The following is a 21,807-nucleotide window of genomic DNA, read 5'->3' on the forward strand; positions in this document are numbered from 1 at the left end:
CGGCAAGGCGGGGGCGCGGCTCCGGCGGCAGGGGGCCGCTTTGACAGGCGAATCTAAAATGAGCTGATATATTTAAAAAATAGGCAATTACCCTTTTAATGCCGTCCAAGCGGGCCCTTGCCGGGTAAAAGGCCGGGCAAACCAAAAGCGCGGTGGCTGTGGCCAAATCCGCTGGTATACGGTGGTCTTGAACCGAAAGGCGGGAGAGCCGCTGCCCAAGGCGGCGCTCCCAAGCGAGTTTTATGCCCGACAACCGGCCAAGCTTTAAAAGCTCCCCCAAAAAATATTGGCCCCGGGGTCTGTCCATCATCCATGAAGACCACGACATCCTGGTCGTGGACAAGATGAGCGGCCTCTTGACCGTGAGCACGGATAAAATCAGAGAAAATACCGCCTATTACCTTTTGACCGACTATGTAAGAAAAGGGAATAGCAAATCGAGGAACCGGGTGTTTATCGTCCACCGCCTGGATCGGGACACCTCCGGGGTCCTGGTTTTCGCCAAAAATGAAAAAGCCAAGGGGTTCTTGCAGGCGGAGTGGCAGGCATTCAGCAAAAAATATTATGCCGTGGTCCACGGGGCCTTGCCGGAGAAGGAAGGGGTAATTACCTCTTATCTCGTGGAAAACCGCGCGCATAGGATGTATTCCGTGAGCAATCCCGCCAAGGGCAAGCTCGCCAAGACCGGGTTCAAGGTCCTGCGGGAATCAAACAAGTACAGCCTGCTCGAGGTCGACCTGATCACCGGCAGGAAAAACCAGATCCGGGTCCATTTCGCGGAAAAAGGGCATCCCGTGGTCGGCGACAAGATATATGGCCTGAAGGACGCGGGCATCAAGAGGCTGGCCCTGCACGCGGCGTCATTGACCTTGTTGCATCCGCACAGCAAGGAGAAGATGACCTTCGAGGCAACGGTGCCCCCTTATTTTAAAACCCTTGTAAAGAGTTAGCGGCCGCCCCCATGTTCATCCCCACCACCAAGGACGAGCTCAAGGCTCTCGGCTGGGAGTCCCTCGACGTCATCTTGATAACCGGGGACACCTATGTGGACTCGCCGTATATCGGCGTGGCGGTCATCGGCAAGGTGCTGCTGGACGCGGGATACAAGGTGGGCATAATCGCCCAGCCGGAGCTGGACAGCGACAAGGACATCACGCGGCTGGGGGAGCCCAACCTATTCTGGGGGATCACCGCGGGCTGCATGGACTCCATGATCTCCAACTACACCGCCACCAACAAGCCGCGCAAGCGCGACGACCTGACCGCAGGCGGCCTGAACAACCGGCGCCCGGACATGGCGGTCATCGCCTACAGCAACCTGGTTCGCCGCTACTTCAAAAAGACCAAGCCCATCGTGCTGGGCGGCATCGAGGCCAGCCTTAGGCGCATCTCCCATTATCACTACAAGACCAACAGCATACGGCGCTCCATCCTGTTCGATGCCAAGGCCGACATCCTGGTCTACGGCATGGGGGAGAAAACCACCCTTGAACTGGCGGAGTGCCTTAAGGGCGGCCGCCCGGTAAGCGAGCTGCGCGGCATCTGTTATATCGCCGCCGAACCAAAGGAAGGCTACCTGGAGCTGCCCCCCCACGCGGAGGTTGCGGCGGACAAAGCCAAATTTTCCGAGATGTTCAAGGTGTTCTACGACAACCAGGACGCGCTGAGCGCCAAGGGCCTTTGCCAGCAGCAGGACACCCGCTATCTGATCCACAACCCGCCCCAGCTTCCCCCCACCAGCGAGGAGCTGGACCATATTTACGGGCTGGACTATGAGCGCGAGGTTCATCCCTTTTATGCGGCCTGGGGGCCGGTGCGGGCCCTGGAAACCATCCGCTTCGCCATCACCACCCACCGAGGATGCTACGGCGGGTGTAATTTCTGCGCCATATCCATCCATCAGGGGCAACGGGTGGTGGAGCGCAGCGAGGCCTCCATCCTCAAGGAGGCGGCGCGGCTGACCGAACACCCCGGGTTCAAGGGCTACATCAACGACGTCGGCGGCCCCACCGCCAACATGTACGGCATCGAGTGCGAGCGCAAAAAATTGAAGGGCGCCTGCCGCTCCAAGCACTGCCTGACCCCGGCGGTCTGCCCCAGCCTGGCGCCCAGCCATCGCCGCCAGATCGAGCTGCTGCGAAAGCTGAGGCAGCTTCCCAAGGTCAAGAAGGTGTTCGTGGCCTCGGGCATCCGCCACGATCTGGTGATAAGCGACCGGGAATACGGCCTAGAGTATCTGGAAGAGATCGTGCGGCACCATGTTTCCGGCCAGCTGAAGCTGGCGCCCGAGCACTCCGAGGACCACGTCCTGGCGCTCATGGGAAAGCCGCCGATCAAAAGCTTCCTGGAGTTTTTCGGCCTGTTTGAAAAGATCAACCGCCGGGTGGGCAAAAAGCAGTTCCTTACCTGCTATTTCATCGCCGCCTACCCCGGCTGCACCCTCCAAGACATGGCCAACCTGAGCCGTTTCAGCCGCGAGGTGCTCAAGTTCAAGCCCCGCCAGATCCAGGTTTTCACGCCCTCCCCCTCCACGCCGGCCACCCTGATGTACTACACCGAACAGGCCTATGACAGCGGACAAGCCCTGTTCGTGGAAAAGGACCAGGCCAAAAAAGAAAAGCAAAAGAACCTGGTCCTGAAATGAGTTGACGGGCGAATGTGTCGCCTTGGTCGCCAGCCTGCCGAGTCCAGATCATTTGGATGTGTTTGTCGGGGTAGCCTTCGGCAGAAGCTGGGGCAGCGAAAGACATCGCCCCAATGACCAACACGACTCCCGCTGGCGGGCTTTGCCTGGTGATCGATTTCATCTAAGGAATCTCCACATATAAATCGTTGTTTGTTAGAGTATGCGCGCGGCTAATAAAACCCACACCTTGGGGGCGCCAAAGTGCTGCGAGCGGCCCAGGGGTTGCGGGCCCGAGTGGCGAAAGCCAACAATCATGGACTGAGACCGCAGTTAAGGTCAGCTTCATCCTGGGACAGATGGCCTAGACTGGCTCTCTAGCGCGGCGTCCTACCAACCCATAGTTGACCAAAATAGTTACGATGAATTAATTTGAGAAAGGCAGGGCGCGGGGTTTTACGGGGGGAGAACCACAGAAAAAATTTTGATTCACAAAGCTCAAAAATACAATTATTAATAAAAAAATTTAATCTTGATGAATAACACAGTAAAATGGACCAACAAATGGTCGTATACTGGCAAAAAACCAACTTGACTTTTTATACGCGTCCGTCAAGTTACTAACAGATGCCGAAGGGGGGGATTTTATGGAGTTGCGCCATCAAACACCGGTTGGAAGTATAAAGACAATATTCTTAATGATACTAATAGTTATAAATGCCATATTGATCTATTTGCTTATAAGGTAGACATTATGTGCAATTGGTTGGAAAGGCATAATGGTTCGATAATATTTGTACTATCCATTGTTGCCATTATGCTTGCTTGCGCTAATGCATGGAAATATAATTTTGTGTCACTTTCTTGGTTAAAAGACCAAAAGGATACCTTTTCTTCCTTAAAAGATATTATAACCCTATTAATATTTTTAATAGTATCAACGTTTTCATATTACCGATTTTTTAAAGGAAGAACATTATCCTTGAGGGCAGACACTGACATTCAAGTTTCAGTTCATGAGTCTCCTGGGGATTATAACATTCACGCATTTACTCTAAATTTACAAAACGTAGGAACATCAACGATATGGACTCCTAAACCGAATGTAAAATACCATTTGCACTATTCTGATGGTGATGTTAGTAGCCATGAGATTAATGATTGGTATAAAGAAGACATGGATACCTCAAAGTATGTGACGTCCTCAGTCGTTGAGCCAGACGAAAAAGCATATTTTTTCGGCCATTGTGAAGTCCCCAAAAAAGTTTGGGCTGTCACATATTTTGCAAAAATACAAGCGGACAACGGAGATTGTTGGTTTACTGCAAAGACTATCAACAACAAAGAAGAAACCTAGCAGAATAACATATGTCGGACGAATTTACCGTCGCAATTTATTTGGGTTGGTCATTCGTAGCATTACAGAACAGAATTTGCTTCTTATAGACAATTCACCTATAGCTCCCGAAAAACTTGCTGAATCAAATATCGGTTCGGAGTATAGCCCAGCCCGCCTAGTACACCTCAGGCTTGGGGTCGCGGCTCATTAACTCGTGCAGGGCCTGCATGGGGGTGGTGCGCTGCTCCAGAACGGCGCGCACCGCCTCGATGATGGGCATCTCCACCCCGTGGCGGTCGGCCAGGGCCAGGACGGTGTGGGTGTTCTTGACACCCTCGGCCACCTGGCGCATGGAGCTGGTGATCTGGTCGATGCTCTCGCCCTGGGCCAGGCGGGTGCCCACGGTCCGGTTGCGGCTCAGGCCGCCGGTGCAGGTGAGCACCAGGTCGCCCAGGCCGGCCAGCCCGGCCATGGTGGCGGGTTCGGCCCCCAGGGCCAGGGCCAGGCGGGTCATCTCGGCCAGGCCCCGGGTGATCATGGCGGCCATGACGTTGGAGCCCAGCTTGAGCCCGGCCACCATCCCGGCGGCGATGGCCAGGGGGTTTTTCACCGCGCCGCCCAGCTCCACGCCGGTCACGTCGCGGCTGGTGTAGACCCGAAAGCGCGGGCCCGCGAAAGCGGCCTGCACCGCCTCGGCGATTGCTCCCTCGGCGCTGGCCACGGTGACCGCGGTAGGCGCATCGGCCGCCACTTCCTTGGCGAAGCTGGGGCCGGATAGAGCCGCCAGGCGCGAATGCTCGTCCTCACTCAGCACCTCGGCGGCCACCTGGCACATGGTGTAGCCGGTAACGTCCTCGATGCCCTTGCTGCAAGCCACCACCGGCACGCCGGCGGGCAGATGGGGCGCCGCCTGGCCCAGCACCATGCGGAACACGTGGCTGGGCATCACCAGCACCACCAGCTCGGCCCCGCCCAGGGCCTCGGCCAGGTCGCTAGAGCCCCTCAGGTTGTCGTGCAGGGTGAAGCCGGGCAAAAACACCGGGTTGGCGTGGCTGTTGTTGATGGCCTCGGCCACCTCGGGCTCGTAGGCCCAGAGCTTGACCCAATGGCCCGAGCGGGCCAGAAGGTCGGCCAGGGCGGTGCCCCAGGCTCCGGCCCCGATTACCGTGGCGGCCAGGTTGGCCATTACTCGGTCGGCTCCGGTTCCGGGGCGGGCGGGGCCTCGCCGTTTACCGGGGTTTCATCCTCGCCGCTGTCCTCGCCGTTTTCCTCGTCTTCGTTCTCGGCCAGGCTGGCCACCCCCACCAGGCGCTCGCCCGGCTTGAGGCCGATGAGCTTGACCCCCTGGGTGTTGCGGCCCAACACGTTGATGCCGCCCACCTTCATGCGGATGATTTGGCCCTGGTCGGAGATGAGCATCATCTCGTCAATGTCGTCCACGGTGAGCGCGCCCACCACCGGGCCGTTGCGCTCACTGGTCTTTATGGTGATCACGCCCTTGCCGCCCCGGTTTTGCAGGGGATACTCGTCCAGGCGGGTGCGCTTGCCGAAGCCGTTGGCCGTGACGGTGAGCACCGTGGGGGTGCCTGCCACCGCCTCCATGGCCACCAGTATGTCATCGCCCTCCAGGTCCACGCCCTTGACCCCGGTGGCCACCCGGCCCATGACCCGCACCTTGTCCTCGGGGAAGCGGATGGCCTTGCCGGAGCGGGTGGCCAGGAAGATCTCCATCTCGCCGTCGGTGAGGCGCGCGGCCACCAGGCGGTCGCCCTCGACCAGCTTGAGGGCAATGATGCCCCCGGGCCGGGGCCGGGAGTACTCCATGAGGGCGGTCTTTTTGATGGTGCCGTTCTCGGTGGCCATGATGATGTTGCGCTCTTCGGAGAACTCCTTGACCGCCAGGACGGTGGTCACCTTCTCGTCCGAGGCCATCTGCACCAGGTTGACCACGGCCTTGCCCTTGGAGGCGCGGCCCGCCTGGGGCAGCTCGTGCACCTTGAGCCAGAAGAGGCGGCCCGCGTCGGTAAAGATGAGCAGGTAGTGATGGGTCGAGGCCACGAAGAGCTTCTCCACGAAGTCCTCGTCCTTGGTGCCCATGCCCTTCTTGCCCTTGCCGCCGCGCCGCTGGGAGCGGTAGAGGCTGGCCGGGGTGCGCTTGATATAGCCGGTGTGGCTCAGCGTCACCACCATGTCCTCTTCGGCGATCATGTCCTCCAGGTCGATCTCGCTGGTCTGGGCCACGATCTCGGTGCGGCGCACGTCGGCGTAGTCGCGGGTCAGCTCCTCGGTCTCGTCGCGGATGATCTGGCGCACCAGCTTCTCCGAGCCCAGGATGGCCTTGAGCTTGGCGATGAGCTGGATGACCTCGCGGTACTCGGCCAGGATCTTGTCGCGCTCCAGGCCGGTGAGGCGTTGCAGGCGCATGTCCAGGATGGCCTGGGCCTGCAAGTCGCTCAGCGAGAGCCGGCCCATAAGAAGCTCCTTGGCCTCGGCCGGGTTGGCCGAACCACGGATCAGCTTGATGACCTGGTCCAGGTTGTCCAGGGCGATCTTGAGGCCCTCGAGGATGTGGGCCCTGGCCTCGGCCTTGGCCAGGTCGAACTTGGTGCGCCGGATGATGATCTCGCGGCGGTGGTCGATGAAGTGGCCCAGGATCTGCTTGAGGTTGAGCACCTCGGGGCGGCTGTTGACGATGGCCAGCAGGTTGATGCCGAAGGTGGACTGCATGGCGGTGAACTTGAACAGCTGGTTCATCACCACCTGGGGCACCGCGTCGCGCTTGAGCTCCAGGACCATGCGCAACCCGTCGCGGTCCGACTCGTCGCGGATGTCGCTGATGCCCTCGATCTTCTTGTCCTTGACCAGGTCGGCGATGCGCTCCAGCAGGCGCGCCTTGTTCACCTGGTAGGGCAGCTCACTCACCACGATGGAGTTTTTCTTGCCCCGCGCCTGGGTCTCCACGCTGGCCCGCGCCCGCATGTAGATGACCCCGCGGCCGGTCTCGTAAGCTTCCTTGATGCCCTTGCGGCCGTAGATGAAGCCCCGGGTGGGGAAGTCTGGGCCGGGGATGTGCTGCATCAGCTCGGGGATGGTGATCTCGGGGTTGTCGATGAGGGCGATGACCCCCCGGGCGATCTCGCCCAGGTTGTGGGGGGGGATGTTGGTGGCCATGCCCACCGCGATGCCCGCCGAGCCGTTGACCAACAGGTTGGGCACCCGCGTGGGCAACAGGGACGGCTCCTCCATGGAGCCGTCGTAGTTCTCGACGAACTCCACCGTGTCCTTGTCGATGTCGGCCAAGAACTCGCCGGCCAGCTTGGCCATGCGCACCTCGGTGTAACGCATGGCCGCCGGGGCGTCGCCGTCCACCGAGCCGAAGTTGCCCTGGCCGTCCACCAGGGTGTAGCGCATGGCGAAGTCCTGGGCCATGCGCACCAGCGCGTCGTAGACCGCGCTGTCGCCGTGGGGGTGGTACTTACCGATGACGTCGCCGACCACGCGGGCCGACTTCTTGTAGGAGCGGTTGTGGTAGTTCTTCAGGTCGTGCATGGCGAAGAGGATGCGGCGGTGCACCGGCTTGAGGCCGTCGCGCACCTCGGGCAGAGCCCGGCCGATGATCACGCTCATGGCGTAATCCAGGTAGGAGCGTTTGATCTCCTCTTCGATGAGCACGTCTTGCTTGCGGGCGTCGATTGGAAGCATTTACTTTAACCTTGGGTTGATATTCACGGCCCGGGCACAGGCCTCCCCGGCCACCGCCGCTCACTCGGCTTTTCCCCCCATGCGGCGGACTAGGAAAGTATAGCAACAACTAGGCGGATTAGCAAGCAAATTCGCCCCGGAGCCCCCCTCGCAGGGGCCTGTTATAGCAGGGCTTTTGGCCCCTCGCCCGGGCCCGGCCGCCGGGGGGCGCGGCCGGGCTTGAGTGGGGGGGCGCGGCGTGCTAGCGTGAAGGTTGTCTAACAAGGGAGGTCGGGGCTCATGATCTGGCGCATGATGGTTGCAACGGGCTTGGCCCTGGGCCTGCTCCTGGTGGGGGCCTGCTCGGATCAAAGCGGGCAATCGGCTGAAAAAGCAGCGAAAAAGAATACCGCCACTTCCTTGGCCGTGGCCTCGCCCCCGCCGTCCACCACTCCCCCCGCCCCAACCCCGGAGCCCCTGGCCGCCGCCCCGGCCGACCAGGAGCCGGGCAAATACCTGGAGCTGGCCCGCTCCGCCCTGGGCCTGGGCGATCTGCGCAAGGCTTTGGGCCTCAGCGAGCAGGCCTCCCAGGCCATCTGGCAGCGGGTGCCGCTTAGCCTGGCCCGGGCCCTGCTGGTCAAGGAACCGGCCCGGGGCTACGGCATCTACCAGCCCCGGGCGGACGGGACCTACCTGATCAGCGGGCCGGACCGCCCGGTGTTCCCGGGCAAGGGCATGCCCATATACGTGTACATGGAGCCGGTCGGCTACCGGGTGGAGCGCAAGCCGGGCGGCCTCTACGAGTTCGGCTTGGCCATGGACCTGGCCCTGTACGACGCACAGGGCAAGCATCTGTTATCCCGGCCTGATTTCATGCAAGAGCGGGATAGTTCACGCCGTTTCCGGCTGGAGCACTTCCTCAACGTGACCGTGGACCTGAAGGGCGCGACCCCGGGCAAGTACAAGCTCCAGCTCACGGTGAAGGACCTGGTGGGCAAGCAGAAGGCCACCGCCGAGCTTCCCATCGAGCTGGTCCTGGCCCCGGCCGAGGCCAAGGCGCCCGCCGGGAAAAAGTAAAGCATTTACTCTAACATCAGCGGGAGGCGGTCATGGCCCAGGCCAAGCGCGGCGATTACGCCCTGTATTACGAGACCCACGGAGCGGGCCACCCCCTGCTGCTGATCCGGGGCATCGGCTCCAACCTGGAGCATTGGTACGAGCAGCTCCCCGCCTTCAGCCCGCATTACCGGGTGATCGTCTTTGACAACCAGGGCATCGGCCGCTCCGGGGACTCGGGCGCGCCGCGCTCCATAAAGGACATGGCCGCCGACGCGGTGGCGGTGCTGGATGCGGCGGGGGCCGGGCGGGCGCATGTGCTGGGCCTGTCCATGGGCGGCATGATCGCCCAGGAGCTGGCCCTGGGCTGGCCGGAGCGGGTGGCCGGGCTGGTGCTCACCGCCACCCATTGCGGGGGCAGGCACAAGGTGGCCCCCACCGCCGAGACCACGGCCCTTTTCGCCAAGCTGGTGAGCGGCGAGACCCTGGAGGAGCAGATGGAGGGGCGCAAGTGCCTCTTCGCGCCGGGCACCCTGAGCGGGCGGCCCGAGGTGCTGGCCCGCTACGCCGAGGCCTGCGCCGCCTACCAGGCCCCGGCCGAGGTCATGGCCTTCCAGTGGCAGGCCATCCAGGCCTTTGATTCCTACGACCGCCTGCCCGGCATCACCGCGCCCACCCTTTCCCTGGGCGGGGCGGATGACCTGCTCATCCCCCCGGCCAACGCCGAGCTCCTGGCCGCGCGCATCCCCGGCGCGGCGCTCAGGCTCATCGCCGATGGCGGGCATCAGCTGCTCATCGAGCAGCCCGAGGCGGCCAACGCGGCGGTGCTGGATTTTTTGAAAAGGGTTGAGTAGCACAGGGTTTCGGGGGGTACAGATGGACCGGCCATATTTCGCGACGGCTTATACATGTATATTACAGAAAATTCCTTATATAAATCATACGGTAATCTACCGCCTCTGCCAGCGGTGTTGATTGGGGGTGAAATGTGTCATGGCTTGATGATTTGGGCCCATTTGGGTGGACAGTACTTATCGGGGCTATCGTAGGGACTATTGTTGGAGCGATTGTAGGCTTTGGCAATGGCGGATTAGGTGGCGCGCTGTTGGGTATAATATTGGGCTTCCTATTGGGTGGATTATCTGGAATAGCATTTTATGTTATATCACCCGCGGTAATCGGGGTGGCGATCATTGGTGGGTTAATATGGCTGATTACGTTTGTAATCTCTTCATTGTGGGGTGTTGGCATATAATCTCAAATTCGGAAAAGCTCACTACATTTCCCTCTTCAAATACCATACTTCGCATCAGTTTATTTTACGATCATAGGGTTTCTTCTGATTGTTTCGCAAACTAAAAGGGAGGCCGCGTCTTTCTTGAGCCGGGGCGATCGGCCGCCGACTGCCTGGCTGGCCATGACTGCCAAGGGCGGGCCCTGGAGCAGTGCGAGGACCTCATAGGGCCTCTGCCCGAGGCCTCGATGCCCCGGTTCTGAGCTTGCCTCCATCCGGTTGGGCAGGCGAAAAGGTGCACTCGGCGCATTAAAGCGCGTGCTCTAACATTCCACGGGAAGGCCCGTGAAACCCCGCCGGTTTTGCCCTATGATAACCAGGGGTTGCGGGCGGGTTTTTGTGGGGCGTTGCGGGAGAAATCGCTTGCAAATTTCACCGTTTAGGGCATAATAAGGTAGCCAAAACTTTACCCGGAAAGGGCCCCGCATGGCCAAAGAAAAAAACGGTTACACCTCAGAAGAAATCAAGGTGCTGGAAGGGCTGGACGCGGTACGCAAGCGCCCGGCCATGTACATCGGCTCCACCGGTCCCGACGGGCTGCACCACCTGGTCTACGAGGTGGTGGACAACTCGGTGGACGAGGCCATGGGGGGCTACTGCACCAACGTCACCGTGACCCTGCACGTGGACAACAGTGTGTCGGTGTCCGACGACGGGCGCGGCATCCCGGTGGACATCCACAAGTCCGAGGGCATCGCCGCGGTGCAGGTGGTCATGACCAAGCTGCACGCGGGCGGCAAGTTCGACGACAAGGCCTACAAGGTGGCCGGCGGCCTGCACGGCGTGGGCGTCAGCGTGGTCAACGCCCTCAGCGAGTGGCTGGATGTGGAGATCAAGCGCGACGGCAAGGTCTACGCCCAGAGCTACGACCACGGCAAGCCCACCGGCGAGCTGAAGGTGGTGGGCAAGGCGGGCAAGAAGAGCGGCACCACCGTCACCTTCAAGGCCGACCCCACCATCTTCGAGACCACCGAGTACTCCTTCGAGGTGCTGGCCACCCGCATGCGTGAGCTGGCGTTTTTGAACCAGGGCCTCAAGATCAGCCTGATCGACGAGCGCAGCGAAAAAGAAGCGGAGTTCTTCTACAAGGGCGGCATCGCCGAGTTCGTGGACTACATCTCCCGCAAGAGCCTGCCCCTGCACAAGAAACCGGTCTACTTCACCGGCCAGAAAGACCTGGTGCAGGTGGAGATCGCCCTGCGCTACACCGACGCCTACTCCGAGCGCATCTTCAGCTTCGCCAACAACATCAACACCCGCGAGGGCGGCACCCATCTAACCGGCTTCAAGGCGGCGCTGACCCGCACCGTCAACTCCTACATCAGCGCCAACATGCCCAAGATAAAGACCCTCCCCAGCGGCGACGACGTGCGGGAAGGCATGTTCGCGGTGATCAGCGTGAAGATCCCGCAGCCCCAGTTCGAGGGGCAGACCAAGATGAAGCTGGGCAACTCCGAGGTCAAGGGCCTGGTGGAGCAGATCGTCAACGAGCAGCTGGCCACCTACCTGGAGGAAAACCCGCCGGTCGCCAAGAAGATCGTGGGCAAGATCACCGAGGCGGCCCGCGCCCGCGAGGCGGCCCGCAAGGCCCGCGAGCTGGTGCGGCGCAAGGGCGTGCTCAGCGAGAACAGCCTGCCCGGCAAGCTGGCCGACTGCTCCGAGCGCGACCCCGGGGCCAGCGAGATCTTCCTGGTCGAGGGCGACAGCGCCGGGGGCAGCGCCAAGCAGGCCCGCGACCGGCGCTTCCAGGCCATCCTGCCGCTTCGGGGCAAGATCCTCAACGTGGAGAAGGCCCGCCTGCACAAGATGCTGGAAAACGCCGAGATCCGCACCATGATCACCGCCCTGGGCACCGGGGTGGGCGTGGACGACTTCGACGTGTCCAAGCTCCGCTACCACAAGGTGGTGATCATGACCGACGCGGACGTGGACGGCAGCCACATCCGCACCCTGCTCTTAACCTTCTTCTTCCGGCAGATGGAGGAGCTGGTCAACGGCGGCTATCTCTACATCGCCCAGCCGCCCTTGTATCGCGTGGTGGACAACAAGAAGGAGACCTACGTCAAGGACGAGGCGGCCATGCGGGTCATCCTCCTGGAGCGGGCCTGCGAGGCCCTGCGCCTCAAGGTGGAGCCCACCGGCGCCGAGTTCACCGGCAAGCGCCTGGTCAAGCTCATGGAGGACCTGGGCGGCTATTTGGAGTTCGTGGAGCGCCTCAAGCGGCGGGGCTGGCACACCCCGGCCCTGGCCGCGCTGCTAAAGGCCCGGGTGCGCGACAAGGGCGTGTTCGCCGACAAGGAGCGCATCGAGGAGCTGGCCGGCTTCCTGGCCGAGCAGGGCATGGTGGTGGAGAAGATCATCCACGACGAGGCCCACAGCCTCTACGAGGTGGCGGTCACCTGCCCCGGCGAAATGGGCCAGTGCAATGCCATCTCCTGGGACCTGATCTCCAGCGCGGACTACGCCCATTTGCTGCACTTGGCCGAGGACCTGGCGGGCAACGAGCTGGGGCCCTACCTGGTGGCCAAGAACGGCGACGAGACCTCGGTGGCCGACGCGGACCATCTGATGACCACCCTCATGGACGCCGGGGCCAAGGGCCTGGGCATCCAGCGCTACAAGGGTCTGGGCGAGATGAACCCCGAGCAGCTCTGGGAGACCACCATGGACCCGGAGAAGCGCACCCTGTTGCAGGTCAAGGTGGAGGACTTCACCGTGGCCGACGACCTGTTCACCACCTTGATGGGCGATCAGGTGGAGCCCCGCAGGGACTTCATCGTGGAGAACGCGCTGGAGGTGAGGGAGCTGGACATCTAAGCTCTATTTGAGTAAACGCTTTAATATAAATAGCGGCCCCGCTTCCCTTGTGGAGGCGGGGCCGTTTTTTGTTTGATTAGCATGGGTTGGCTAGAGTGGTGTGAAGCTCGGCGGTGCCAAAAAAATACAGAAACAGCGAGTCATCGCGAGGCGCGGCGGGCATGAGTGGCGGCATAAAGTGGAAGCCCTTCCGCCGCTCCGTGGCGATCTTCCTTGGTGTTGTCTCCGGCTTGGATATCGGGCAGCCACGAAGAGAAAAGAGGGGAAAAGAGAAAAGAAAAAGCGGGTCTTTTTTATCGGGGTCACCCTGGGCCGGCATAACAGTGGTTACCGGGGAGGGGGGCTCGCTGGCGGGGCGTGGTCGCTGAGCCGGGGACGCGGAGAGCGGTCTTGAATAATTACTGGGCTCGTGGGAGGAAGGCTGGAATGTTGCGGGGAGATGCCGGCCCGTTGGCGACCCCGACGGGGCTGTGGTTGGGAGAGAAGGAACGGAGGGCGGATTTGTTGGGTTTCGCTCTGCTCTACCCAACCTACCCTATTTCTCTAAACCGCCTGCTTGGCTGGAGAGGCTTCCGGCTCGGCTGCCTTGTCCCCCGCCCCCAACACCTCATCGCACACCGCCGCGACCATCTCCGGGGTGATCTGGTTCAGGTCCAGGCCGCCGTCAAAGCCCGGCGCGTTGCTGCGCTGGCGGTGGGCTTCCGGGTCGGCCGCGATGGCCGAGTGGTAGACCACGCGGTGGCGCTGGGTGATGGCTCGGGGATAGGGCAGGCAGCGGCCCAGGTAGTTGCCGCCGTAGATAACCACCACCGGCGGGCCGCCCAGGGCCACGGCCATATGGGGCGCGCTGGTGTCGTTGGACACGATGAGCTCGGCGTGGGCCAGCACCGGCAGCAGGCCGGTCAGGCTGGTCCTGCCCACCAGGTCGACCACCCGGCCCGGGAAGCACCGGGCCAACTCCCCAACGGGCGGGGCGTCCTCCGGCCCTCCGCAGAGCACCGGCGCCAGGCCGTGCTGCTCGGCCAGGTGCGAGGCCAGGCGGCCCCAATGGGCCAGGCTCCATTTCTTGCCCGGCGAACTGCCCCCGATGAACAAGACGGCATAGCGACGCGGCAGGCCCAGGGGCCGGGCGCCGCGCGGCTCGATGCGCGGCCGGGGCGTCTCCACCCGCCGCCCCAACAGGCCCTCGCAAAACTCCCGGTTGCGCTCGAACTCGAAGAGCACCCCGGGCCGGGCGGGGGTCAGGCGGGTGTAGAAGCGGGCCGCCCGTTGCCGCTGCCGGGGCGTCTGGTTGGCGCAGTCGCCCGCGCTGGCGATCTTGTGGCGTGCCCGCACCACACGGGCCAGGTTGTCGCTGTCCCAGAAATAGCGGCTGTACATCGGGCTGATCAGGGTGTGGTAACCGTGGCGGGTGATGCGCCGCAACATGCGCCAGCGGTAGAGCAGGTCTCGCTCGAAGCGCGCCCGGTCCAGCCAGATCGCCTCGTCGATGAGGTGGCCGTCCAGCTCCTGGGCCAGCTCGCGCCAGGCGGCGTTGCCCACCAGGGTCAGGCGGTGGTTCGCATAGGCCGGGTCGCGGCGTATCTCGGCGATGAAGTCGCGGAAGAGCACGTAGTCGCCGATCAGGTCCAGGCGGATCAGCAAAAGGGTGCGCTCCCGCACGCGGCCCCGCGGCCCGAGCAGCAGGTTGATCAGGCGATAAGCCAAAACCTTGGCGAGTCCTTTGAGCTTGGCCGTCATGGGATGGACCTTGGGCAACGGGTGTAGCGGGAGCGAGGGGGGCTGCCCCAACATAGCACCGCCGCAACGGGCCTGCCAGTGCCAGGGGCGACGCTTTGCCGTGCCTCGCGGCTTTGAAAACCAATCGCCAGGGCTGCCCGCTTATTTCTTCTCCCCCACCACCCCTCGCCGGGGTCGCCTCGGGGCCGGCATCTCCGCGCATCGCCCAAGCGCATCTCCCGCCCACCCACCAAAATGAAAAAGCGGACCTGCGTCCGCTTGCCCCGGTCCGCGAGGTCGCTCCGCTAGCGAGCACCTCGCCTTGGCAACCACTGTTATGCCGGCCCTGGGTGATCCCGGCAAAAAAACCGCCCTCTTTCTCTGCCCCTTGTCTCCCTCTTCCTTTTTTCAGTTTAGGTACTGTTGGGTTTCGCTCTGCTCTACCCAACCTACACTGTGGCTGTAAGCAGCAAACGGGACGCCCCGGCTGGAGCGTCCCGTTTTATTTATTCAAAGAAACGGACTCTTAATCCGTAGGTTGCCTGTGGCTTAGAGCAGGCTCCCGATCACCATCTTCTGCACCTGGCTGGTGCCCTCGTAGATCTGGGTGATCTTGGCGTCGCGCATCATGCGCTCCACCGGGTACTCGCGGGTGAAGCCGTAGCCGCCCAAGACCTGCACCGCGTCGGTGGTCACCTTCATGGCGGTCTCGGCCGCGATCAGCTTGCTGATGGCCGACATGCGCATGGCCTCCACCGGCACCCGGCTAAGATCCTTGGGCACCTGCTCGAACATGGCGCAGGTCTTGTAGACCGTCTGGCGGGCCGCCTCCACCGAGGCGTCCATGTCGGCCAGCATCCAGTTGAGGCCCTGGTTCTTGATGATCGCCTTGCCGAACTGCACCCGCTCCTTGGCGTAGCCCACCGCGAAGTCCAAGGCCCCCTGGGCAATGCCCAGGGCCTGGGCCGCCACGCAGGGCCGCGTGAAGTCCAGGGTCTTCATAAGAATATGGAAGCCGTCGCCCTCGTTGCCCAAGAGGTTCTCGGCCGGCACCTCGCAGTCCTCCAGGATCACCTCGCAGGTGGTGGAGGCCCGGATTCCCATCTTGTGCTCCTTCTTGCCGATGGAAAGGCCCGGCGTGCCCTTTTCCACCACGATGATGCTCTGGCCGCCCTTGTGGGCCGCCTTTTCCGGGTCGGTGCTGGCCGCGATGCAGATGTAGTCGGCCACGTCGGCGTGGGTGATGAACATCTTGGTGCCGTTGATGATGTACTTGTCGCCCTTTTTCACCGCCTTGGTGCGCAGGCCCGCCACGTCGGAGCCCGCGCCGGGCTCGGTGAGCCCGAAGGCCACCAGGCTCTCGCCCGAGGCGATGGCCGGGAACCACTTCTCCTTCTGGGCCTCGTTGGCCCCCAGCATCATGGGCATGGAGCCCAGCTCGTGCACCAGAAGGATCACCGAGGAGCTGGCGCAGACCTTGGCCACTTCCTCCACCGCCAAGGCAAAGGCCAACAGGCCCATCTGAGCCCCGCCGAACTTTTCCTTGAAGTCGCAGGCGAACAGGCCGTTCTCCTTGAAGACCTCCACCACGTCCCAGGGGAACTCCTCTTTCTCGTCACGCTCCGCCGCGCCGGGAGCCACCTGCTCCTGAGCCAGGCGCCGCACCGTGTCCCGCAGCATGATTTGCTCTTCAGTCAGTCCGTACTGCATTTCGCTCTCCTAGGTTAGGCTGGCCGGGGGACCCCTTTTTTGAAAAAAAGGGGTCCCCCGGACCCCCTACCAAAAAACTTTACGCATTATTCCCGCCCCTGCCCGGCTGCCGCCGGTCAGCCACGGGAATAATGCGGCCTGTTTGGGGTCACTCATTGTGTTTCAAACCCCGGGTTGCCTTGGCTGGGCAGAGCGCGCCAGCGATATGCCCAGCCAGGGCAACCCAGCAAGTTTTTTGAAGGGGGGTGTGGGGGGAAACTTTTTTTCAAAAAAGTTTCCCCCCGCTTCTCCCTCTTACTCGTTCTCCACCAGCATGGACATGCCCATGCCGCCGCCCACGCACAGGGTGGCCAGGCCCAGTCCCAGGTTGCGCCGCTTCATCTCGCCCAAGAGGCTGATGACGATGCGGGCCCCGGTGCAGCCCACCGGATGGCCCAGGCCCACGCCGGAGCCGTTGACGTTGGTGATCTCGCGGTTGAGGTCCAGGCCGCGCTCGCAGGCCAGGTACTGGGCCGCGAAGGCCTCGTTGAGCTCGATTAGCTCGATGTCCTTGAGCTCCACCCCGGTTTTCTTGAGTAGCTTCTGGGTGGCGGGCACCGGTCCCCAGCCCATGATCTCGGGCGGGCAGCCGGCCGCGGCGAAGGAATGGATCTTGGCCAGGGGCTTGAGGCCCAGGGTCTCAGCCTTTTCGCGGCTGGCCACGATGCAGATCGCCGCGCCGTCGTTGAGGCCCGAGGCGTTGCCCGCGGTCACGGTGCCGTCCTTGGCAAAGGCGGGTTTCAGGCGCTCCAGATCGGCCATGGTCAGGCCCATGCGCACGTGCTCGTCGGTGTCGAAGATCTTGGGGTCGCCCTTGCGCTGGGGCACCGCGATGGGCACGATCTCCTCGGCGAACTTGCCGCTGGTGATGGCCGCCTCGGCGTTGTTGTGGCTCCTGAGGGCCACCACGTCCTGGTCCTCGCGGGAAATTTCATACTTGCGGGCCAGGTTCTCGGCGGTCTGGCCCATGATGTAGCCCGGAGGGTCGAGCAGGGGGGAGCCGGAGTGCAGCATCTCCCACATGGAGTCTTGCAGGCCCTTGTGGGTCAGGCGGGCGCCCCAGCGGGTGTCGTAGCTCACGTAGGGGGCGTTGGACATGGACTCCACGCCGCCGGCCAGCACCAGGTCGTACTCCCCGGCCTTGATGTAGGTGGAGGCCATGGCCAGGGCCTGCATGGCGCTGGAACACTGGCGCTGGATGGTCACTGCGGGCACGTCCACCGGCAGCCCCGCCTTGAGCATGGCGGTGCGGGCGGTGTTGGCCTCGCAGGGGGCCTGCACGCAGTCGCCCATGATTACGTCGTCGAACAGGGCCGGGTCCACCTTGCACTGGTCCAAGACCGCCGTAATCACCTGGGCGCCCAGGGCGTGAGCCTTGAGTCCCACCAGGGAGCCTCCGAAATCGCCGATGGCGCTGCGCCCCATGGCCACGATCACTGCATCGCGCTTGTCCTTCACTTCAATCCTCCCAAGTGGGTTCCGCTGCTGTTTGCCTGGAGATAGAAGGGCAGTCTATAATGGGAGGTGTATTCAGTCAAGTGTTTGTTTCTACTGAATTATATTGTTGAAACCCCTCGACGCAACCCCTTGAAATGAATGGTGGTTCAGCGAGGGTGCGGCCCGGCCCGGCGGCCTATTCCCCCGCTTTGGCTGGCCCATTGCCCCCCTGGGGGATATTATTATTTTCAGCCGCTCACCCCCACCCCGGAGACGCTTTAGCATGACTCCTCCCGCCGACAGCCTCTTCGCCCTGGACGGCCTGGGCTGCCAATGGCCCCGCCCGGCCGACCCCTGCGCCCTGGTCATCTTCGGGGCCTCGGGCGACCTGGCCGGGCGCAAGCTCCTGCCCGCCCTGTACGACCTCTACCTGAACCAGGGCTTGCCCGAGCGCTTCGCGGTGGTGGGCGCGGCCCGCAGCGAGCTGAGCGACGAGGCCTTCCGGGAGCGCGCCCTGGCCGGGGCCAAGGCGGCGGGCATGGACCTGGAGCGCTGGGATGACTTCGCGGCCGGGCTGTTCTACCAGCCGGTGGAGTACGCCGAGGCCGCCTCCTTCGCCCAGTTGGCCGGGCGGCTGGACCGCATCGACCTGGAGCGCGGCCTGGCCCCGGGCTCCCGGGTTTTCAACCTGGCGGTGCCGCCTTCGCTCTACGGCACCGTGGCCCAAAACCTGGGGGCCGCGGGCCTCAGCCGCCAGGACCTGTCCATCGGCCGTTGGTCCCGTCTGGTGGTGGAGAAGCCCTTTGGCTACGATCTGGCCAGCGCCCGCGAGCTGGGCCGGGTCATCGCGGCCAGCTTCGACGAGAGCCAGGTCTTCCGCATCGACCACTACATGGCCAAGGAGACGGTGCAGAACATACTGGTGCTGCGCTTCGCCAACGCCATCTTCGAGCCCCTGTGGAACCGCAATTTCATCGACTACGTGCGAATCAACGCCAGCGAGAGCCTGGGGGTGGAGCACCGGGCGGGCTACTACGAGGGCGCGGGCGTTTTGCGCGACATGTTCCAGAACCACATGATGCAGCTGTTGGCTTTGGTGGCCGCCGAGCCGCCCAGCCGCTTTGACGCCGAGCGGGTGCGCGACAAGGAGGCCGAGCTGTTCCGCTGCCTCAGGCCCTTCCCGTCCAGCGGCCTGGGCGAGCACCTGGTGCTGGGTCAATACGCCTCCGGCGAGTCCGGCGGCGAGCGGGTGCGCGGCTACCGCTCCGAGCCGGGGGTGGACCCGGAGTCCACCACCCCCACCTACGCGGCCATGCGCCTGTGGGTGGACAACTGGCGCTGGCAGGGGGTGCCCTTCTACCTGACCAGCGGCAAGCGCCTCAAGCGCAAGGTGACCCGCATCGACATCCAGTTCAAGGAAGTGCCCCACAGCCTGTTCCGCGACTCGGCCGGGGCCGACGTGATGGCCAATCGCCTGGTCATCGGCATCCACCCCGAGGAAGAGATCTTCATCGCCTTCCAGGCCAAGCAGCCCGGCCCGCGCATCTGCCTGCGCACCTCGGGCCTGCACTTCAACTACTCCGGCCCCGGCGACCGCCCCCATCTGGACGCCTACGCCAAGAGCCTGGCCGACGCCATGGCCGGGGACCAGACCCTTTTCTGGCGGCAAGACGGCCTGGAGCTGTGCTGGAACTTCATGGAGCCGGTGCTTTCGGGCTGCGAGGTTTGCGCCGACGTGCCCGGCCAGCTGCACATGTATCCCGCCGGGTCCTATGGCCCCGACGCGGCGTTGGACATGCTGCCGCAGGGGATATGGCCCGAAAAGCCCTCGTAGAATTACGGCCACGCCGCCAGGCGCGTTTATACGGCGTTGCTGGCATCGCTCCAGCCTCGACGTAGGCTTCCCTACGCCTCCGGCTGTCGCTCGCCGGACGCCTTGTCTAAACACCCCAGGACAACGCGGCTTAGATCTTATTTCATCCAGAATATAGAGCCAATGTAGGGGCGGGGTTTATCCCCGTCCTTTTTGCTCTAGCCGGGCCGAATTGGGGGAGCCGGGCGCCAAGCCGGGGCTTTCTGGGAATAGCGTAGGTTGGGTAGAGCGAAGCGAAACCCAACAGCACCTAAGAAAATAATCCAGAAATAGACAGTCATCGCGAGGAGCGGCGGCCTCGGGCGCTTGCAAAAAGGGGAAGCCCTTCCGCCGCTCCGTGGCGATCTTCCCTTGTCTCGTCTCCGGCTTCGGGATCAAGAAGGAAGAGAAGGAAAAGAGGGGGAGAAAAGAAAGAAAAAGCGTTTTTTTGCCGGGGTCACCCTGGGCCGGCATAAGGGTGGTTGCCGGGGAGGGGCGCTCGCTGGCGGGGCGGCGTCGCGGAGTTGGGCAAGCGGAGGGAGGTCCGCTTTTTGTTGTGGGGGGTGGGCGGGAGAAGCGCTTGGGCGGGGCGGGGAGATGCCGGCCCATTGGCGACCCCGACGGGGGGGGTGGGGGAGAAGAGAGAAGGAAAAAGAAAAAGAAAGAAAAAGAAAGAAAAAGCGTTTTTTGCCGGGGTCACCCTGGGCCGGCATAACAGTGGTTGCCGAAATAGAAAGGCTCGCTGGCGGGGCGGCGTCGCGGAGTTGGGCAAGCGGAGGGAGGTCCGCTTTTTGTTGTGGGGGGTGGGCGGGAGAAGCGCTTGGGTGGCGCGGGGAGATGCCGGCCCATTGGCGACCCCGGCGGTGGGGTGGTGGAGGAGAAGAGAAAAGAGAGGGATGCAGGGCGGGGAGATGCCGGCCCGGTGGCGACCCCGACGGGGTGTGGTGGGGGAGAAGAGAAAAGAGAGGGATGCAGGGCGGGGAGATGCTGGCCCGGTGGCGACCCCGGTGGAGGGTGGTGGGGGAGAAGAGAGAAGAGGGGGAGAAGAAAGAGAGAGAATTAAGAGCCAAGGGGCGGTGGTCGGCAGCCGCGTTTTCTGGCCAAGCCCTCTGTTAAGGCGTATCCTGTGCCAATGGCCGACGAGACCCATAACCGCAAGGGATATGCCTACGCCCTGGCCGCCTTCGTGTGGTGGGGCCTGTTCCCCCTGTACATCAAGGCGGTGAGCCAGGCCTCCCCCCTGGAGGTGCTAGCTCAGCGCATCGTGTGGTCCCTGCCGGTGTGCGTGCTGCTCATCACCGCGGGGCGGGGCTGGGGCGAGCTGCGCCGGGCCCTGGCCCGGCCCCGGGTGCCGCTCACCCTGCTGTGCAGCGCGGCCATCATCGGGGTCAACTGGCTGGTGTTCATCTACGCGGTGTGGTCCAACCAGCTGCTCTCGGCCAGCCTGGGCTACTTCATCTCGCCCCTGGTCTCCATGGCCATGGGCATGGTGTTTCTGGGCGAGAGGCCGGGGGGCCTGCGCATGGCCGCCCTGGTCCTGGTGGGCCTGGGCACCCTGAACCTGGTGCTGCACCACGGCGAGCTGCCCTGGATCGCCCTGGTCCTGGCCGCCTCCTTCAGCACTTACGGCCTGTTGCGCAAGCGGGTGCAAGTGGAGGCGGTGGGCGGGCTCTTGGTGGAGACCGCCCTGCTCACCCCCCTGGCCCTGGCATGGCTCTTCTGGGCCGGCTGGCATGGCGGGCTGGTCTTCGGCTCCGGCTGGGGCATCAGCCTGCTGTTGGCCGGGGCGGGCATCGCCACCACCCTGCCCCTGGTGTGGTTCACCGCCGGGGCGCGGCTCATCCCCCTGCACACCCTGGGCATCCTGCAGTACGCCGGGCCCAGCTTGCAGTTCATGCTGGCCCTGCTGTTCTTCCACGAGACGGTCTCCCCGGCCCGCTGGCTCACCTTTTTCATGGTCTGGGCCGGGGTGGCGCTGTATCTGGCCGCCGGCTTCCGCAAAAAAGCCTGACCCGGCCTCGCCGGGCGGCGGGATATTGCAGCCAAAGCGGACCGAACAGGGCGGGGACCGATCAGACTTCCCTTTCCCGTTTTTCTTTTCTCCCCCTCTTCTTTCTTCTCTCCCACCACCCCCCGCCGGGGTCGCCTCGGGGCCGGCATCTCCTCCGCCCCGCATCCCTCTCTTTTCTTTTCTCCCCCACACCCCTCGCCGGGGTCGCCAACGGGACGGCATCTCCGCG

13 protein-coding genes are annotated in these 21,807 nt (G+C 63.2%); 8 read left to right on the top strand and 5 right to left on the bottom strand.

What is annotated here, in order from left to right; translation table 11 throughout:
• The first annotated feature begins 242 nt into the window (after window positions 1–242).
• From KQH53_19720 to KQH53_19730, 3 genes are all read left to right on the top strand, one after another.
• Window positions 243–950, top strand: coding sequence for an RluA family pseudouridine synthase (locus tag KQH53_19720; GenBank protein ID MCB2228913.1), 708 nt, complete (start codon window positions 243–245; stop codon window positions 948–950).
• Window positions 951–961: 11 nt separating this feature from the next.
• Complete coding sequence (locus KQH53_19725) at window positions 962–2,644, top strand: YgiQ family radical SAM protein (GenBank protein MCB2228914.1); 1,683 nt, start codon at window positions 962–964, stop codon at window positions 2,642–2,644.
• 733 nt (window positions 2,645–3,377) lie between these two features.
• Window positions 3,378–3,980 carry a hypothetical protein gene (locus KQH53_19730; protein MCB2228915.1) on the top strand — a complete coding sequence of 201 codons (603 nt, stop codon included), beginning with the start codon at window positions 3,378–3,380 and terminating at the stop codon, window positions 3,978–3,980.
• A gap of 157 nt (window positions 3,981–4,137) precedes the next feature.
• Here KQH53_19730 and KQH53_19735 read toward each other — a convergent pair whose 3' ends face one another.
• Both KQH53_19735 and gyrA read right to left on the bottom strand, forming a co-directional pair.
• Window positions 4,138–5,148, bottom strand: a complete 1,011-nt coding sequence (locus tag KQH53_19735) for an NAD(P)-dependent glycerol-3-phosphate dehydrogenase (GenBank protein ID MCB2228916.1) — start codon at window positions 5,146–5,148, stop codon at window positions 4,138–4,140.
• The gene (gene gyrA, locus KQH53_19740; GenBank protein MCB2228917.1) at window positions 5,148–7,664 is read right to left on the bottom strand and encodes a DNA gyrase subunit A; all 2,517 of its coding nucleotides are present in this window, start codon (window positions 7,662–7,664) and stop codon (window positions 5,148–5,150) included. Before gyrA ends, KQH53_19735 begins: the two co-directional genes overlap by 1 nt.
• 279 nt (window positions 7,665–7,943) lie before the next feature.
• Here gyrA and KQH53_19745 point away from each other — a divergent pair, with 279 nt between their 5' ends.
• From KQH53_19745 to gyrB, 3 genes are all read left to right on the top strand, one after another.
• Entirely contained in the window at window positions 7,944–8,720 is a 777-nt protein-coding gene (locus KQH53_19745; GenBank protein ID MCB2228918.1) for a hypothetical protein, read from the top strand.
• Between the two features lie 32 nt (window positions 8,721–8,752).
• Window positions 8,753–9,553, top strand: a complete 801-nt coding sequence (locus tag KQH53_19750) for an alpha/beta hydrolase (protein ID MCB2228919.1) — start codon at window positions 8,753–8,755, stop codon at window positions 9,551–9,553.
• An 866-nt stretch (window positions 9,554–10,419) separates the two neighbouring features.
• A complete protein-coding gene (gene gyrB / locus KQH53_19755; protein ID MCB2228920.1) occupies window positions 10,420–12,810 on the top strand; it encodes a DNA topoisomerase (ATP-hydrolyzing) subunit B in 2,391 nt (796 codons plus the stop codon).
• A 543-nt stretch (window positions 12,811–13,353) separates the two neighbouring features.
• Here the strand turns inward: gyrB and KQH53_19760 are convergent.
• From KQH53_19760 to KQH53_19770, 3 genes are all read right to left on the bottom strand, one after another.
• Window positions 13,354–14,550, bottom strand: a complete 1,197-nt coding sequence (locus KQH53_19760) for a glycosyltransferase family 9 protein (protein MCB2228921.1) — start codon at window positions 14,548–14,550, stop codon at window positions 13,354–13,356.
• A gap of 528 nt (window positions 14,551–15,078) precedes the next feature.
• On the bottom strand, window positions 15,079–16,239 hold the full coding sequence (locus tag KQH53_19765; GenBank protein ID MCB2228922.1) for an acyl-CoA dehydrogenase family protein: 1,161 nt from the start codon (window positions 16,237–16,239) through the stop codon (window positions 15,079–15,081).
• A gap of 294 nt (window positions 16,240–16,533) precedes the next feature.
• Complete coding sequence (locus KQH53_19770; protein MCB2228923.1) at window positions 16,534–17,736, bottom strand: thiolase family protein; 1,203 nt, start codon at window positions 17,734–17,736, stop codon at window positions 16,534–16,536.
• A 262-nt stretch (window positions 17,737–17,998) separates the two neighbouring features.
• Here KQH53_19770 and zwf point away from each other — a divergent pair, with 262 nt between their 5' ends.
• Together zwf and rarD are read left to right on the top strand one after the other, a co-directional pair.
• Complete coding sequence (gene zwf / locus KQH53_19775; protein MCB2228924.1) at window positions 17,999–19,549, top strand: glucose-6-phosphate dehydrogenase; 1,551 nt, start codon at window positions 17,999–18,001, stop codon at window positions 19,547–19,549.
• A 1,150-nt stretch (window positions 19,550–20,699) separates the two neighbouring features.
• The gene (gene rarD / locus KQH53_19780; protein MCB2228925.1) at window positions 20,700–21,578 is read left to right on the top strand and encodes an EamA family transporter RarD; all 879 of its coding nucleotides are present in this window, start codon (window positions 20,700–20,702) and stop codon (window positions 21,576–21,578) included.
• The last annotated feature ends 229 nt before the right edge of the window (window positions 21,579–21,807 follow it).

Source organism: Desulfarculaceae bacterium, from assembly GCA_020444545.1.
Lineage (GTDB): Bacteria > Desulfobacterota > Desulfarculia > Desulfarculales > Desulfarculaceae > Desulfoferula.